Origin of the sequence: Bacteroides mediterraneensis (genome assembly GCF_900128455.1) — a bacterium.
GTDB lineage: Bacteria > Bacteroidota > Bacteroidia > Bacteroidales > Bacteroidaceae > Phocaeicola > Phocaeicola mediterraneensis.
This window is the reverse complement of sequence record NZ_LT635783.1, coordinates 371,644-387,427: the sequence shown is the minus strand read 5'-3', so window position 1 is coordinate 387,427 and position 15,784 is coordinate 371,644. Positions and strand designations below refer to the sequence as shown.

Annotated in this window: 16 protein-coding genes; 9 read left to right on the top strand and 7 right to left on the bottom strand. The window is 49.1% G+C overall.

Translation table 11 applies throughout. From position 1 onward, the window contains the following. Positions 1 to 227: 227 nt before the first annotated feature. Positions 228 to 920, top strand: coding sequence for an HU family DNA-binding protein (locus BQ7480_RS01575; RefSeq protein WP_072541448.1), 693 nt, complete (start codon positions 228 to 230; stop codon positions 918 to 920). Here the strand turns inward: BQ7480_RS01575 and BQ7480_RS01570 are convergent. The 5 genes from BQ7480_RS01570 to aroQ all read right to left on the bottom strand — a co-directional run bounded on the left by BQ7480_RS01570 (position 844) and on the right by aroQ (position 5,067). Beyond that, on the bottom strand, positions 844 to 2,073 hold the full coding sequence (locus BQ7480_RS01570) for an FtsX-like permease family protein (RefSeq protein ID WP_072541447.1): 1,230 nt from the start codon (positions 2,071 to 2,073) through the stop codon (positions 844 to 846). The genes BQ7480_RS01575 and BQ7480_RS01570 overlap by 77 nt on opposite strands. A 105-nt stretch (positions 2,074 to 2,178) precedes the next feature. Beyond that, a complete protein-coding gene (gene rbfA, locus BQ7480_RS01565) occupies positions 2,179 to 2,514 on the bottom strand; it encodes a 30S ribosome-binding factor RbfA (RefSeq protein ID WP_022053011.1) in 336 nt (111 codons plus the stop codon). Between the two features lie 9 nt (positions 2,515 to 2,523). Further along, positions 2,524 to 3,162 (bottom strand): O-methyltransferase, encoded by a 639-nt coding sequence (locus tag BQ7480_RS01560; protein WP_072541446.1) that lies wholly within the window; start codon positions 3,160 to 3,162, stop codon positions 2,524 to 2,526. 2 nt (positions 3,163 to 3,164) lie between these two features. Beyond that, positions 3,165 to 4,625, bottom strand: a complete 1,461-nt coding sequence (gene pyk / locus BQ7480_RS01555) for a pyruvate kinase (protein ID WP_072541445.1) — start codon at positions 4,623 to 4,625, stop codon at positions 3,165 to 3,167. A 10-nt stretch (positions 4,626 to 4,635) separates the two neighbouring features. Further along, a complete protein-coding gene (gene aroQ / locus BQ7480_RS01550; protein ID WP_072541444.1) occupies positions 4,636 to 5,067 on the bottom strand; it encodes a type II 3-dehydroquinate dehydratase in 432 nt (143 codons plus the stop codon). 66 nt (positions 5,068 to 5,133) lie between these two features. Between aroQ and xerD the strand changes: the two genes are divergently transcribed. The 8 genes from xerD to ndk all read left to right on the top strand — a co-directional run bounded on the left by xerD (position 5,134) and on the right by ndk (position 14,512). Further along, positions 5,134 to 6,048 carry a site-specific tyrosine recombinase XerD gene (xerD, locus tag BQ7480_RS01545; protein ID WP_072541443.1) on the top strand — a complete coding sequence of 305 codons (915 nt, stop codon included), beginning with the start codon at positions 5,134 to 5,136 and terminating at the stop codon, positions 6,046 to 6,048. A gap of 140 nt (positions 6,049 to 6,188) precedes the next feature. After that, positions 6,189 to 7,865 (top strand): tetratricopeptide repeat protein, encoded by a 1,677-nt coding sequence (locus tag BQ7480_RS01540; RefSeq protein ID WP_072541442.1) that lies wholly within the window; start codon positions 6,189 to 6,191, stop codon positions 7,863 to 7,865. Positions 7,866 to 8,001: 136 nt separating this feature from the next. Continuing rightward, positions 8,002 to 9,021, top strand: a complete 1,020-nt coding sequence (locus BQ7480_RS01535) for a DUF4369 domain-containing protein (RefSeq protein ID WP_072541441.1) — start codon at positions 8,002 to 8,004, stop codon at positions 9,019 to 9,021. A gap of 24 nt (positions 9,022 to 9,045) precedes the next feature. Then, a complete protein-coding gene (locus BQ7480_RS01530) occupies positions 9,046 to 10,584 on the top strand; it encodes a YifB family Mg chelatase-like AAA ATPase (protein ID WP_072541440.1) in 1,539 nt (512 codons plus the stop codon). Between the two features lie 192 nt (positions 10,585 to 10,776). Beyond that, positions 10,777 to 11,187, top strand: a complete 411-nt coding sequence (locus BQ7480_RS18345; protein ID WP_072541439.1) for a LytTR family transcriptional regulator DNA-binding domain-containing protein — start codon at positions 10,777 to 10,779, stop codon at positions 11,185 to 11,187. Positions 11,188 to 11,308: 121 nt separating this feature from the next. After that, entirely contained in the window at positions 11,309 to 13,237 is a 1,929-nt protein-coding gene (locus BQ7480_RS01520; protein ID WP_072541438.1) for a tetratricopeptide repeat-containing sensor histidine kinase, read from the top strand. Between the two features lie 50 nt (positions 13,238 to 13,287). Beyond that, the gene (locus BQ7480_RS01515) at positions 13,288 to 13,935 is read left to right on the top strand and encodes a response regulator (protein ID WP_072541437.1); all 648 of its coding nucleotides are present in this window, start codon (positions 13,288 to 13,290) and stop codon (positions 13,933 to 13,935) included. Positions 13,936 to 14,035: 100 nt separating this feature from the next. Then, positions 14,036 to 14,512 (top strand): nucleoside-diphosphate kinase, encoded by a 477-nt coding sequence (ndk, locus tag BQ7480_RS01510; RefSeq protein ID WP_072541436.1) that lies wholly within the window; start codon positions 14,036 to 14,038, stop codon positions 14,510 to 14,512. A gap of 68 nt (positions 14,513 to 14,580) precedes the next feature. Here the strand turns inward: ndk and BQ7480_RS01505 are convergent, their stop codons facing one another. Together BQ7480_RS01505 and BQ7480_RS01500 are read right to left on the bottom strand one after the other, a co-directional pair. Further along, a complete protein-coding gene (locus BQ7480_RS01505; RefSeq protein WP_072541435.1) occupies positions 14,581 to 15,183 on the bottom strand; it encodes an SIS domain-containing protein in 603 nt (200 codons plus the stop codon). Positions 15,184 to 15,207: 24 nt separating this feature from the next. Beyond that, a complete protein-coding gene (locus BQ7480_RS01500) occupies positions 15,208 to 15,741 on the bottom strand; it encodes an LOG family protein (RefSeq protein ID WP_072541434.1) in 534 nt (177 codons plus the stop codon). Between the last annotated feature and the right edge of the window lie 43 nt (positions 15,742 to 15,784).

The following is a 15,784-nucleotide window of genomic DNA, read 5'->3' as shown; positions in this document are numbered from 1 at the left end:
CTCACCAGTTCTGCATAAAATTACAACATTAAGTCTACATAAGTCTACAGAGGTCTACATAAGTCTACAAAGCCCCGGCACATCTTCTTATATTCGCACTGGAAATTTTGATGTTTCCCACCAAGGAAACGTACGTTTTCCACAAGAGAAACGTATGTCTTCCGTGCGGAAACCATACGTTTCCGCCTGCGAAAACATAAAAAACAATTATACATATCATCAAAACCATGGAAGCACAATATGATTTTCTTCCCGTACCGGGAACAAAAAACGAAGACAAGAACCCGAAACTTTATCCGAAACTCGTGACCAGAGGGGCTGTACCCTTCAGTGAAATCATCCGGCAGATAGCCCGTTCTTCCGGATTCAAGGAAGGCACGGTCATCGGGGTGATGGAGGAAGTGGAAAAATGGACGGCTTACTACATCGCCCGTGGAGAGTCCGTGGAAATAGGACACATGGCCTACGCCGTAGCCAACCTGAAAGCGGAAAAGGAAGTGACAGATGAAAACGGAATACACGCGCAGAACATCTGCTTCGACAAGGTGAGGTTCCGCACGGCCAAGAGTTTCAACCAGCGATGCCGCGGACAACAGCTCTCACGGGCCAAAGCCGAATGGAAGTTTCAGCAAAGTTCTGCACGCTACACGGAACAGGAACGACTGGACCTGGTCATGGAATACCTGACACAATACCCGTTCATCACACGTACAAAATACGGAGAACTGACCGGGCTACAGAAGTCGAAGGCCTGGAAAGACCTGAGCAAATGGGTAAAGGAAAAGAAACTGGACACCCAGGGAAGAGCACCCCACAAAATCTACGTGCTCCCCACCGGACAACTTATTTCGACAGCAGACGGCGGCTCAGGTAGCGCACCGGATACCACACCGACAGAAAACCTACCGCCAGCACGGTGACAAACACCAGCACCACGTCCTGCCAGTGCACGCTGACCGGATAGGCATCGACAATGAAACTGCCGGAAGCCCCCAGTGAAATCAACCCGAAGGTCTCTTGCAACCAGCAGAGCAATACGCCCAGCACGATACCTGCCACTGCACCAATGAACGATATCAGGCGCCCCTCGAAGAGAAAGATACGCACAATCTGCCGGTCGTTGGCTCCCAGATTGCGTAAGGTAGTCACATCGTCACGCTTGTCGATGATGAGCATGGACAGGGAACCGATGACATTGAAACAGGCAATCATCAGGATAAAGGTGAGAAAGAGATAGGAAATGAACTTCTCGATTTTCATGATGCGGAACGTATCGGCCTGCTGTTCGTAGCGGTCGAGCACGCGGAAACGTTCACCCAACTGTGTTCCCAGCTTACGCTTGAAGGCATCCACGTCGGTGCCCGGCTTCAGCTTCAGGTTGACGGCACTGACCTCGGTGGTGTACTGAAACAGCTTGCGGGCAAACTTCAGCGAGGTTAGGATGTAGGAGCCGTCGTATTTCTCCTGATTGACGGCAAACACCAGTCCGGAAGAAAACAGGTTGCCCCCGGTGAAGGAGGCAGCCGGATTGGCCATGTTCACCTTGGCCCCACGCTTGGGGGCATACACCTCCAGCGGGTCGAGAAAACGGATACCGGTGCCCAGATTGGCCAGCAACTGCACGCCGGGAATGGCATAGTCTGCCACCTCGTCGTGAAGCAGCAGGTCTCCTTTTCCAAAAAGGATGGTATCAATCGGAGTCAGCTCGGTGAAATTGTCTTCCACTCCCTTGACCACGGCCATGGCCTGCCGCCCCTGATACTGCACCAGGGCATTGTCTTCCAGCGACTCGCACACCAAGGCCACTTCGGGCATTTTCCGGATGGCCATAATGGACTTGTCCTGTCCGTCGAACACCTTCCCTGCAGCCGGTACCACCTTCAGCTCCGGGTCGAAAGCCGTAAACAGATTGGACACCAGGTCCTGAAAACCGTTGAACACGGACAAGGTACACACCAAGGCCAGGGTGGCAAGCGCCACTCCGCATACCGAAATACCGGAAATCACATTGATGGCATTGTGTGACTTCTTGGAAAACAAATAGCGCCGGGCTATGTAAAAAGGGAAATTCACCGTTATACCTTATTTATATATTCAGATAGATAAATAAAAACCCACAGAAGCCCCGGGAACAAAGCCCTCCTCTTCTGTGAGTTCTTACTGGTCTTTTACATGTGGTTATTTCTTCAACAATTCGTCAATCTTCTCCGCGTAATCCAGCGAATCGTCCACAAAGAACTTCAGTTCCGGAATGATACGCAGCTGATGGCGCACCCGGTTGCCGAGTTCAAAGCGGATGGACTTCATGTTGGCATTGATGTTCTTCACGATTTCTTCACTTCTCTCCGAAGGGAAGACGCTCAGATATACACGCGCGTAACTCATATCGGGACTGATGCGGACAATGCTGACCGAAACCAGCACGCCCGGCATGGACTTGGTCTGCAAAAGGAAAATCTCGCTCAGTTCCTTCTGAATGAGGCGGGCAATCTTGTTTTGTCTGGTTGTTTCCATATTACTTCTTTATTTTTTACGTATGATAGTCAGACCGTCGCGCAAGGGCAGGATGACTTTCTCCACCCGTGGGTCGGCAGCCACCAGGTCGTTGAATTTCTTGATGCCGATGGTCTGCGTGTCGGTGTGGTGCGGTTCTTCGAGCACATGCCCGTCCCACAGGGTGTTGTCGGCAATGATGTAGCCGCCGGAATGCATCTTCTGCAGAATCATCTCGTAGTATTCCACATAGAAACGCTTGTTTCCGTCGACAAAGGCCAAGTCGAACACAACGTCCATATCGGGCACCATCTGCAAGGCATCTCCGATATAAAACCGGATTTTATCGGCATACGGAGAATTTTCCAGCCATGGACGGGTGAAGTCTTCCTGCTCGTCGTTGATCTCGAAAGTGTGGAGCATTGCTCCGTCTTCCAGACCTTCTGCCAGACAAAGCGCAGAATATCCGCTGTAAGTACCTATCTCAAGCACCTGCTTCGGACGTATCATCTGCACGAACATCTTCAGCATTCTTCCCTGCAAGTGGCCCGAAGCCATACGGGGACGCAGGAGTTTCACGTGCGTCGCCCGGTACAGCGCTTTCAGGTAGTCACTTTCTTCGTCGATATGCTGAAGAATGTATTCATCGAGCGCGTCTGTCTCTTTCATGATTACAAGTAACGGTTACGGTTGGGCAACACGTATTCTTCTTCGCTTTTCAGCACGTCGCCCACCTGATTGATTTCCAGGAAAGAAGTATGAGTTCCCTGTTTGCCACCGCTCAAGTAAGCCACCATTTCATTTTCGGCCAGCACACCGTCGTTAATCAGCTTGCGCAGGGCAGTGAAGTAGTATTCCTGTCCGTTGGCCTTTTCCGGCATATAGATTGCTTCCACACCGTATGACAGCGCCAAGTGACGCATGGTCTTTTCTTTGTAGCAGATGGCCAGCACCGGATATTTGCCGCGGAACGCAGCCAGGTTGCGGGCAGTCAGACCGCTGAAGCTGTCGGTAATGATGGCACGAATCGGCATCAGGTTCGTAGCACGTACCGCCTGCTTGGCCAGGAAGCTCGTCACATCGGTATTGGCCGGAGTCAAAGGAATAGGAATATCGTTTTCTTCCATTTTGTCTTTTTCTGCCTGAGCCGCAATCTTCGCCATGGTCTTCACGGCTTCTACCGGATACTTACCGTAAGCTGTTTCACCACTCAGCATCAGGGCATCGGTACGGTAGTAGATGGCATTGGCGATATCGGTTACCTCGGCACGGGTCGGACGCGGGTTGTTAATCATCGTGTGCAGCATCTGCGTAGCCACGATAACCGGCTTCTTGGCCAGGATACATTTCTTAATCAGGATACGCTGGATACCCGGGATACGTTCCTGCGGCACTTCGATACCCAGGTCGCCACGGGCTACCATCACACCGTCGGCCACTTCCAGGATTTCGTCGATGTTGTCCACACCTTCCTGGTTCTCAATCTTGGCGATAATCTTGATGTCGCTGTGGTGTGCATCCAGAATCTCACGGATGTCCAATACATCCTGACGGTTGCGCACGAAAGAGTGAGCGATGAAGTCGATGTCCTTTTCGATGGCATAAAGGATATTGTTGCGGTCTTTTTCTGTCAGAGAAGGCAGGTTGATGCGCACGCCCGGCACATTCACACTCTTGCGGCTTCCCAAAGTCGCGTCGTTGCAGACTTCACAGAAAAGCGTATCTTCGTTCTTGTCGATAACCTTCAGTTCCAGTTCGCCGTCGTCCATCAGCACGTCAGCGCCTACAGACAAATCGTGTACAAATCCCGGATAAGTCACCGAAATGCACTCATGAGTGGTTTCCTGTTCCGGATTGCCTACAATACGTACTTTTTCACCGGTCTTGAAATCAATCGGGCCTTCTGCACTGGCCGTGGTACGTACTTCCGGTCCCTTTGTATCCATCAGGATACCGATACGGTTGGAAACGGTACGCACATTATTAATCAACTTTTCGAAACCTTCACGGCTGGCATGTGCGGTGTTCATACGTACCACGTTCATACCTGCATTAAAAAGGTCTCTGATAAAATCTACTTCGCAGCGCAAGTCCGAGATGGACGCAACGATCTTTGTTTGTTTAAGCATCATAATAAATATACTATAATTTGTTGTTGTCTACTAAAAAGGATTCTACGGCCAGACGATAGGAATCCAGGCCGAATCCGCAGATAACGCCTACACAGGCACAGGAAATCATGGATTTATGACGAAACTCTTCCCGTTTGTGCACATTCGAGATGTGAACCTCCACGACTGGAGTGGTCACGGCACGGATGGCATCCTGCAAAGCGATGGAAGTATGGGTGTAGGCACCTGCATTCAGCACTATACCGTCGTATGAAAAGCCTACTTCATGAATTTTGTTGATCAGTTCCCCTTCTACATTCGACTGGTAATACGCAAACTCAATCGACGGATACCGTTCTTTCAATTTTTCCAGATAACTTTCAAAAGATTCGGCTCCATAAATGGAAGGCTCTCGTTTGCCTAACAGATTAATGTTCGGGCCATTGATTATTTGTATTTTCATCTGTTTACTTCTGCTGAACTTTTAATACTTTTGTAGAAGAATTTGGCGCAAAGATACGAAAAAGAAATGAAAAAGGCCGATAAAAAAAACATAATAATAAAGTATAAGCAATACTTGAAGCTGGAAAAGTCGCTCTCAGCCAATACCGTAGATGCTTATCTCACGGATCTGGACAAGCTGTTGGCCTTTCTGGAACTGGAGGGCATTGACTTCACCGACGTGACGCTGGAAAATCTGGAAACCTTTTCAGCCGGACTCCGCGACATCGGCATCCATCCCCGCTCGCAAGCCCGAATCCTGTCGGGCATCCGCTCTTTTTTCCGTTTTCTGGTGCTCGACGATTACATCGCACAAGACCCTTCCGAGTTATTGGAATCACCACAGATTGGCAAGCATCTGCCCGACGTGCTGAGCGTGGAAGAGATTGACAGCCTGATCGGGGCTATCGACCGCAGCTCACGCGAAGGACAGCGCAACCGGGCCATTTTGGAAACGCTCTACAGCTGCGGACTGCGTGTATCGGAACTGTGCAACCTCAAGCTTTCGGACCTGTACTTGAAAGAAAAGTTTATCCGGGTGGAAGGAAAGGGAAGCAAGCAACGGCTGGTACCGATTTCCCCACGGGCCATCCACGAACTGCAGCTCTATTTTACCGACCGAAACCAAGGACTCATCAAACCGGGATACGAGGACTTTGTGTTCATCAGCCGGTTCGGGAAGAACATCTCGCGCATCATGGTGTTTCATATCATCAAGGAACTGGCCGCACAAACCGGCTTGAAAAAGGCCATCAGCCCCCACACTTTCCGACACTCGTTTGCCACCCATCTGCTGGAGGGAGGAGCCAACCTGCGGGCCATACAATGCATGCTCGGACATGAGAGCATCGGCACCACGGAAATCTACACCCACCTTGACCGCAGCCGCCTGCGACAGGAAATTCTGGAACATCACCCGCGTAATTTACACAAAAATGAATAAAATCCCCATTTTTTAAGCTTTTTTCCCAATGAATCTTCAAAAAAAAGCAGACAATGATTAACACATAATAGAGTTTTTCTTATCTTTGCCCCCAAATATGAATAGAATTATTCATTTATACAAACTAAATATTTAACATCATGATTAAGAAGTTGTATTTGCCGTTAGTGGCATTGTTAGTCCTTGCTTTCTCTTCATGTAGCAAGATGGGCGAATTGTCTCCTGACTACTTCACAACCAACCCTGAAGTGTTGGAAGCTATTGGTGGTAAGGTGCCTGTAACCATTACAGGAAAATTCCCGGAAAAATACTTCAAGAAAAACGCAACTGTTGAAGTTACTCCGGTTTTGAGATGGGAAGGCGGTGAAGCTAAAGGCCAGCCGGCTACATTCCAGGGTGAAAAAGTACAAGGTAACGACCAGACTATCTCTTACAAGACTGGTGGTACTTATACTATGAAAGCCGTTTTCGACTATGTTCCTGAAATGGCTAAGTCTGAACTTTACTTGGATTTCAAAATTAAGAAAGGTAAAAAAGAATACACTATTCCTTCTGTAAAGATTGCCGACGGTGTAATCGCTACTTCAGAACTTCCGACTGTAAACTCAGCTAACGCTGCTTACGCTCCGGATGCATTCCAGCGTATCATCAAACAGGCTAAGGAAGCTCAGATCATGTTCTTGATCCAGCAAGCTAACCTGCGTGCCAGCGAACTGAAGTCAGACAGCTTGAAAGCATTCCACAAACAGGTGGTTGCTGTAGCCGGTGACACTAAGAACTACAAACTGAACAACATCGAAATTTCTGCTTACGCTTCACCTGATGGTGGTGTAAAACTGAACACTACACTGGCTGAAAACCGTCAGAACAATACTGAAAAGTATATGAACCAGCAGCTGAAGAAAGGTAAGATTGAAACTGAAGTAGATGCTAAATACACAGCTCAGGACTGGGACGGATTCCAGGAATTGGTTTCTAAATCAAACATCCAGGATAAAGACCTGATCTTGCGTGTGCTTTCTATGTACAGCGATCCTGAACAGCGCGAAACTGAAATCAAGAACATTTCTTCAGTTTACAAAACTTTGGCTGACGAAATCCTGCCGCAGTTGCGTCGTGCTCGCTTGACTGCCAACTACGATGTAATCGGACGTAGCGACGAAGAAATCAACGCTGCATTCGATACTGACGCAAAAGTATTGAGCAACGATGAATTGCTGTATGCTGCTACTCTGACTAACGATAACGCACGTAAGGAAGCTATCTACAAGAAAACTGTAGAATTGTATCCGAACGACTATCGTGCTTACAACAACCTGGGTATGATGGCTTATGCTAACGGTGACTTGGCTGCTGCTGAAAACTACTTCAAACAGGCTGCCAGCAAGAGCGCTAACGCTGCTGAAGTGAACACTAACCTTGGTTTGATTGCACTGACTAAGGGTAACGTAGCTGACGCTGAAACTTACCTGAGCAAATCAACAGGTGCAAACACTGCTAACGAAGCTCTGGGTAACTTGTACATCAAACAAGGTCAGTATGACCGTGCCGTACAGGCATTCGGTGACACGAAGACAAACTCAGCTGCTTTGGCTCAGATCCTGGCTAAGGATTACAACAAAGCTAAATCTACTCTGTCTGCAGTGAAGAATCCGGACGCTTACACTAACTACCTGATGGCAATTGTAGGTGCTAGAACCAACAACGCTGACTTGGTTAAGAGCAGCATGGACAAAGTAAAACAGCAGGATGCTACTTTGGCTGCTAAAGCTCAGAACGACCGTGAATTTGCAAAATATGCAAACGAAATAAAGTAATCCGATAAATTACTGATTAAAACCGGAGTCACCCCGCGTGATTCCGGTTTTTTTATGCACTTTCGGGAAAGAATGTAGGGAACTTGTAAGATTATAAAATGAAAAATTGTATTTTCGCAGAAATAAAATTCAGTTTATGAAAAAGTTATACCTGCTTCTCTTTTCCGCGTACCTCCTGTTCTGCTTGGACTCCTGCCAACAAAGCAAGGAATTTGAACTGAAAGGCGAACTAAACGGTTTTACCTCCGACATGATACTGGTCGTATTCGACGATCCAGAAGCCCGACTGGACACCATCTATCCAAGAGATGGCAAGTTCACTTATACGTTTACCCCCGATACGCTGAACCTGTTCCGCCTGGTCAATGATTCAGGAAAATCTATTCCCGTATTTGCCGACAAAGGATGGGAAGTTTCCATAAAGGGCAGCTTTGCCCGTCCGGAAATCAAAGGGAACGGTCCCAACGATGAATATCAGGAGTTCCGGCAGGCGATTCAGACACTCACCAACCCGACACAAATCAGACAACAGGCGGAAACATTTATTCAGAGCCACCCGCAATCCTACGCTTCTGCCTATATCTTGTGGCAATATTTCAGCCAAACGGAAAATCCGGACCTGACTCTTCTGGCAAAACTCTCAGAGCCGCTCACCGGAAAAATAAAGGATTGCCGGATATTAAGTGAAGTGCTGCAAAAGATACCCGACAAAGAGAAAAGCAATCCAACCTACCTGAACTATATCTCCATAAAGAAAAGAGATGGTGAATACCTGTCATGGAGCGGCAGCAATCAGAAACAATATTCACTCCTCAACTTTTGGGCGAGCTGGAATCCGGAGAGCCTGAACCGTAAAGATTCTTTGTACGCTTTATGTCAAACCACGCTGAAAAAAGACCTCAGGGTTGTCAATTTCTCCTTGGATTACCAGAAAACGGAATGGCTGGACCATACGGAAAAAGACAGCGAGCAATGGATTGAAGTCTGTGACTACAAAGGATGGGATAATCCGATTATCAAACAGCTACAAGTGCATGACCTTCCTTTCAACGTCCTGATAGACCGGAACCGGAAAATCCTAGGATGCAACCTCTATGGCAATGAACTCAAGGATAAACTGGAAGCCTTGGCGGCGGAAGATAAGAAAACAAAATAAAACCTCCTTTAAAACCGACCTTAAATGCTAGTCAAACTCTTCGGCGCCGCAGTACAAGGCATTGACGCCACCATTGTCACCATTGAAGTAAACTGCTCACGCGGCATAAAGTTTTATCTGGTGGGGCTCCCCGATTCAGCCGTAAAGGAAAGCCATGAACGGATTGTCTCGGCCCTGCAAGTAAACGGATACAAATTCCCGACCCGCCAGATTGTGGTCAATATGGCACCGGCAGACATCCGGAAAGAAGGAGCCTCTTACGACCTTCCCTTGGCCATCGGAATCCTGGCGGCCAACGAAACCATAGCGACTGAACACCTGGCAGATTATCTGATTATTGGAGAACTGAGTCTGGACGGAAGCCTGCAACCGATTAAAGGTGCTCTTCCCATCGCTATCGCTGCACGCCAGCAAGGATTCAAAGGCCTCATTCTCCCGCAACAGAACGCATCGGAAGCAGCCGTCGTAAACAATCTGGACGTATACGGTGCAGAAAAAATTACGGAAGTCATCGATTTTCTGAACGGCGGCCAGACACTACAACCCACAGTCGTCCACACACGCGAAGAGTTTTATAAGCATCAATCCACATTCCCCTTCGACTTTGCAGAAGTGAAAGGACAGGAAAACGTGAAACGGGCTCTCGAGGTAGCCGCTGCCGGAGGACACAACGTACTGCTCATCGGCGCCCCTGGCAGTGGAAAATCCATGATGGCCAAACGCCTGCCCAGCATCCTTCCGCCCCTTTCACTGGGAGAAAGTCTGGAAACCACCAAAATCCATTCAGTGGCTGGGAAACTGAAGAAAGGCTCCTCCCTCATTGCCACCCGCCCGTTCCGCAGTCCGCACCACACTATCTCGCAGGTAGCCATGGTAGGCGGAGGTGCCACGCCTCAACCTGGTGAGATCAGCCTGGCACACAACGGGGTGTTATTCCTCGATGAACTTCCCGAATTCAGCCGAAGTGTGCTGGAAGTGCTCCGTCAGCCACTCGAAGACCATCGAATCACCATCTCCCGGGCGAAATACGCCTTGGAATATCCTGCCAATTTCCAGCTGATAGCCTCTATGAATCCTTGTCCCTGCGGCTATTACAACCATCCGACACGCCCCTGTGTGTGCAGTCCGGGACAGGTGCAACGCTACTTAAACAAGATTTCAGGCCCCCTGCTCGACCGTATCGACATACAGGTAGAGATTGTCCCCGTCCCTTTCGAGGAAATAGCCAGAAACACGCCGGGAGAAAGCAGTGCCGCCATCCGCGAACGGGTAATCCGTGCCCGGCAGATACAGGCCCAACGCTTTGCCGACCAACCCGGTATCTACAGCAACGCCCAGATGACACCGGGACTCCTGCACCGTTACGCCCAGCCTGACACTGCCGGTTTGGAACTCTTACGAAATGCCATGCACCGACTGAACCTGTCTGCCCGGGCCTACGACCGCATTCTGAAAGTATCGCGCACCATCGCCGACCTGGAAGGCTGTGCTACCATCCGTCCGGAACATCTGGCCGAAGCCATCAGCTATCGTAATCTGGACCGTGAGAACTGGGCTGGATAAACCTCCGCCAACTGCAGCCTCTCGCCCATATCCCCCAATAAGACAAAGGGAAACAGCATTGTCCGAATTCTTATCAGTAGCTTCCCTATCGAGGAGGACTCCTTTGTACCTAAAAATACAAATCACGGTTTCCCGTGTTTTTCTCTCTTGTCAAACCCGCTATATTTGCTAGACATACAAATATCATAGCGAATGGAATCCATCCACATCCAACGATATAAAACAGCTTTGGAGCATTTAAGAAAACTGTCCGACCTGAGACTTAGAAAGCCTCTACTCATTCACACCGTTACAGGCAACCTGCGTGTGTTACGTCCGAACGACATTGGCTACTTCCGGTATAATTCTACCCAAAAAAGTTGGGAAGTGGCACTGAGGGACGGCTCTTTCATACGCCTCAGAGGAAATTTGCGCGCCGAAAACTTATGCAGTTACAATGAGACCTTTGTCCAAATTCACCAATCTTATGTGATAAACTTGCACTATCTACAAATAATTCAAGACCGGCACTGCCTGCTGTCTGCCCCTTTTCATTCCGTAGAAGAGCTGCAAGTCTCCCTAAAGCACAAGAAAAAGCTGCTATCACGGTTCCACTCATTTTAAAATCCTACAGTTCCCTTTTCCCCAACCCAAACAAATCTCTCCCACTTTGTCTATTTTTTACCGACAAGTTGTATATTCCAACAAAAAAGGTTATTTTAGGCAAATCACCAATACACGCCCCATGAAAAAGACATTTCTTCTATTCCTAATCCTGCTAGGAATCGCTGCGCACCCGCACGCACAAACAGAAACAGCCACCATCGACAGCCTGAAACGGGAGATACAAGCTGCCGAAAAACAGAGGGCCACCCGGGAAAGACTGACCGAACTATACCAGTCATTAGGGGCTGAATATGAGACCCTGAACCACGATTCATCCTACAGATACCTACAGAAAGGGCTTGCCCTCTACCCCCAGCCTGCTTTCGAGGAGGAAGGTTACCTGCAGCTGATTAACTCCTTGGCCAACTACTGGTTCATGGAGGGAAAAATGGAGCAGGCCAAAGAAACGTTCAAAACAGTAGCCACGCACGCCCGCAAACTCAAGAAAAGAGCATACGACCTGGAAGGAGTCGTGGAATCTTCCATCGGTGTCTGCTACCGCAAACTGGGGATGTTCGATTCCGCCATATATCATTATAACCGTGCCATTGACTTCTGCAAAAAAGCCGGAAAACCAGAAGACGTGTCTTCCACCTACTATAACATTGGTGTGCTCTATCATCTCCACAAACGATATGAAGAGGCATTGACCCAGGGCCTCCTGTCGGCTGAATATGCCCGGAAAGCCCACGACGTGCTGATGGAACTCTATGCCAACAGCCTCGTAGGAGGCAGCTACAGCAGACTGGGGAGATACGCCGAAGCCTGCCAGATTCTCAAGGCCAACATCCGCAAAGCGTTGGAAATCCAGCAGCCCCTGCTGGCCATGGGTTCCCTCTGCCCCTTACTCAGCACCTATCAGTCATGGAACAAAAAGGATTCCGTCCGGACTGTTTTACGGAAAGGAGAGGAGCTCATCCGGAAAATTCCCCGGAACAGCCCGACCGCCCTTGAGTTCTACAGCATACAAGCCAGCCTCTACCAATGGATAGGGGAATATCAGAAAAGTCTCCAGATACTGACCGGCAATCCATTGATTCAGACACAGGTGCCCTATGACAAGTTCCACACCCTCCTGGCCCGTAACTACGAAGGGCTAGGCAACTACCAGAAAGCCTACCAGTACCTGCAGGACGTATGTGTGTATCAGGATTCCATCTTCAATGGAAAAATCAAGGACGAACTGTCGGAACTGAACGAGAAACTCCGGATTAGCGATAAAGAACTGAAAATAGCCCGATTGGAAAAAGGACAGGCACAAGAAAAGGAAATCCGTCTGCGAAACACCGTTTATTTCAGCAGCGTCATCCTCCTGCTGCTGGTAGCCATCTCCATCCTCCTCTACAAACGGAGACTACAGAAAAAGGAAACAGAGCTGATTGCCGCCCGGCAATACATCGAAGGGCTGGAGAATGAGCGCAAACGGCTGGCCAAGGACCTGCACGACGGGGTGTGCAACGACCTGCTGGGGGCCATCCTGCAAATACAGCAACAGACCTCACCCGACGCACTGAAAACATCCACCCTCCGCACCCTGGAAGAAATACGGAGCGGCGTACGGGCCATTTCCCACGAACTGATGCCCCCCAACTTCCAGTTCACCAACCTGAACGAGATGCTGGCCGACTACTTCTCCAAGATGCAGGAAGTTTCAGGAGTCATCATACACTACGTGCCTGGACCGCAAACAAAATGGGCACATATTCCGGAACACGTCGGATATGAAATATACCGTATCATGCAGGAAACCACTGGAAATATCCTGAAGCATGCCCATGCAAGCCTCATCCACATTGCACTGGACGAGCACGACGAGGAACTGGCCATCGATGTTCGGCACGACGGACAATGGAACCAGCAGGCGGAAACCACCAAAGGAATCGGGCTGCGGACCATCCACGACCGGCTGAAAACCATCGGGGGAAACTACAAAATAGAGAACAGAGACGGAGGAATAAGCATGCAGATCCGTGTACGCCTTCACGGGAAAAATCACGGTTTTCAGTGAGATTCTTTTCAATGAATATTTTTTTCTTTGCAGCATAAAAAACACCCTGCATGACAAGCGCAAAAGCAAACATACTATTGGTCGACGACCATACCCTGATACTACAAGGCATCCGACACGTTATCACACAAATGCCCGAGATAGACAAAGTGTACACAGCCTCTTCGGGCGCGGAAGCCCTGCTCCTGATACGCACGCAACCTTTCGACCTGTATGTGCTCGACGTAGAACTGCCCGATGCCAACGGATTCGACCTGATAGGACAAATACGGCAGAAATATCCGGAAGCCCGCATCCTGATCAATACCATGCACGAAGAAATCTGGATATTGAAAAGACTCAGCCAAACGCCCATCAGCGGAGCCATACTCAAATCGGCCGACATCCACGAACTGACCTTGGCCATCCAAACCATCCTGAAAGGCGGGCAATACCTCTGCAAGCGGTTCCGGACCATCCTGAACCGTCTACACACAGACGAACAGCTCAAGGAACAGCTCACGCTGAGAGAAATGGAAGTGCTGCAGGCCATCGCCAAAGGATACAACACCAGGGAGATTGCCAACCTCCTCCATGTGTCGGGCAATACCATCGAATCACACCGGAAAAGCCTCATGAGCAAGCTGGAAGCCAAAAATGCTGTCGACCTCGTGCTCAAAGCCATCCATTTGGGCATCATCCCCTTAGGCCACAAATGATTTCTCACAAAAAAATAAAGGTTTTTGAGGACACCTGTCCATTTTTCGTTATATTTGAGGACGTAAAGAAATCTTTGTATCACCTTAAAATACACGAACTATGAGTCTGGAAAGAACATTAGTCATTCTCAAGCCCAGTGCCGTACAGCGCGGGCTTATCGGAGAAATCACCCATCGGTTTGAACGGAAAGGCCTGCGCCTAGCAGGCATGAAAATGATGCAGCTCACAGAAGACCTGCTCAACGAACATTATGCCCACCTGGCAGGAAAACCTTTCTTTCCCCGCGTGAAAGCCTCCATGATGGCGTGTCCCGTTATCGTATGCTGCTATGAGGGAGTCGACGCCATCCAAGTGGTACGCTCCATGACTGGAGCCACCAACGGACGGGTAGCCGTGCCAGGCACCATCCGCGGAGATTACTGCGTCAGTTCGCAGGAAAATATCGTCCACACCTCCGATTCGCCCAAAACAGCCGCCGAAGAAATTGCCCGTTTCTTCAAACCCGAAGAGCTGTTTGATTACGAAAAAGCCATCATCGACTTCGTCTATTATCCGGAAGAGTATAAGCTCACCTGAGAAACGTGGCGCAATAAAAAAACGTGGCAGCAGTGCTGTCACGTTTTTTATTGTATGAATCTTCCGCTTTACTTGCTCAAAGCACGGGAACGCTCTCCCAAGTAACCTCCATGATGGCGCTTACTGTACTCCTCGATGGTAAAGCCTGTCTTGCGCATTGTTTCCACTACCAGAATATCTCCTATCACAGTCATGACTGTGGTCGAAGTGGTAGGCGTCATTCCCAACAGGCACACCTCGTCGGGATGCCCTGTAGCCAAGCAGATATCAGCCGCCTCAGCCAGCGGACTGTCCGGGTTTCCCGTAATGACGATTTTCTTCAGCGTAGGGTCCAGCCGCGCCGCCAAGTCCGTGAGTTCCACAATCTCCCGGGTCTTTCCTGAATTGGAAATCAGCAGCAGCAAGTCATTCTTCTGCAAGATACCCAAGTCGCCATGCTGCGCCTCACTCGGATGCAGGAACACGGCCGGAATACCGGTAGAACAAAAAGTCGTAGCTATGTTCATGGCAATCTGCCCTGCCTTTCCCATTCCACTTGTCACCAGCTTTCCCCCCTTTTCATGCACCTGTTCCACAATCAGCTGTACCGCCTTCTCGTACCCGTCGGTCACCGGGATATTCAACACAGCCTGAGCCTCACGCTGTAACAATTCTTTAATTGATGAGTTCATATAGAGTATGATTAAATGATAATTTTATTCCAACAACCGAGTCAGCTCGTCGAACGTATTTGCCACCTCGAAATAATTCTTTAAGGGACGATGTGCAAAATGCTGTTCCTCCAGCCGCTTCATAAAGCCTAAGATGTCATTCCAGAAACCATCGATATTATAAAAGATTACCCGCTTGTCATGATAGCCGATGCTGCATGAAGCCATTACATGGAACACCTCGTCCAATGTACCTATTCCGCCAGGCAAAGCCACCATGACCTCCGCCTCCTGCACCATGATGTCTTTCCGGTCGCTCAGGTTCACCGAATGAAACGTCACATCGAGCAAATCGCTCACTCTTCCATGCTCTTCCAGTTTCGTGGGTACCACACCCATAATCATGGCACCGTTTTCCTTCGCACTTTTCGCCAGGACCTCCATCAGTCCGGTATTGGAACCTCCGTAAACTAACCATTTACGATGCTGCCCCATCCATGTTCCCAGTTCTTTTGCCTTCTCCATAAACACGGGAGCAATGGCATCCGAAGCTGAACAAAAGACTGCAATTTTATTCATATATTAGTTTTAAATATCCTTTGGTGCAAATATCTGCATTTTT

Bases quoted from the DNA above. Each gene is read 5' to 3' on its own strand.
- rbfA (WP_022053011.1), bottom strand. From the start codon at position 2,514: ATGGAAACAACCAGACAAAACAAGATTGCCCGCCTCATTCAGAAGGAA.
- BQ7480_RS01560 (WP_072541446.1), bottom strand. From the start codon at position 3,162: ATGAAAGAGACAGACGCGCTCGATGAATACATTCTTCAGCATATCGAC.
- BQ7480_RS01530 (WP_072541440.1), top strand. From the start codon at position 9,046: ATGCTAGTCAAACTCTTCGGCGCCGCAGTACAAGGCATTGACGCCACC.
- aroQ (WP_072541444.1), bottom strand. From the start codon at position 5,067: ATGAAAATACAAATAATCAATGGCCCGAACATTAATCTGTTAGGCAAA.
- BQ7480_RS18345 (WP_072541439.1), top strand. From the start codon at position 10,777: ATGGAATCCATCCACATCCAACGATATAAAACAGCTTTGGAGCATTTA.
- BQ7480_RS01515 (WP_072541437.1), top strand. From the start codon at position 13,288: ATGACAAGCGCAAAAGCAAACATACTATTGGTCGACGACCATACCCTG.
- BQ7480_RS01535 (WP_072541441.1), top strand. From the start codon at position 8,002: ATGAAAAAGTTATACCTGCTTCTCTTTTCCGCGTACCTCCTGTTCTGC.
- BQ7480_RS01505 (WP_072541435.1), bottom strand. From the start codon at position 15,183: ATGAACTCATCAATTAAAGAATTGTTACAGCGTGAGGCTCAGGCTGTG.
- BQ7480_RS01540 (WP_072541442.1), top strand. From the start codon at position 6,189: ATGATTAAGAAGTTGTATTTGCCGTTAGTGGCATTGTTAGTCCTTGCT.
- pyk (WP_072541445.1), bottom strand. From the start codon at position 4,625: ATGATGCTTAAACAAACAAAGATCGTTGCGTCCATCTCGGACTTGCGC.
- xerD (WP_072541443.1), top strand. From the start codon at position 5,134: ATGAAAAAGGCCGATAAAAAAAACATAATAATAAAGTATAAGCAATAC.
- BQ7480_RS01500 (WP_072541434.1), bottom strand. From the start codon at position 15,741: ATGAATAAAATTGCAGTCTTTTGTTCAGCTTCGGATGCCATTGCTCCC.
- BQ7480_RS01575 (WP_072541448.1), top strand. From the start codon at position 228: ATGGAAGCACAATATGATTTTCTTCCCGTACCGGGAACAAAAAACGAA.
- BQ7480_RS01520 (WP_072541438.1), top strand. From the start codon at position 11,309: ATGAAAAAGACATTTCTTCTATTCCTAATCCTGCTAGGAATCGCTGCG.
- ndk (WP_072541436.1), top strand. From the start codon at position 14,036: ATGAGTCTGGAAAGAACATTAGTCATTCTCAAGCCCAGTGCCGTACAG.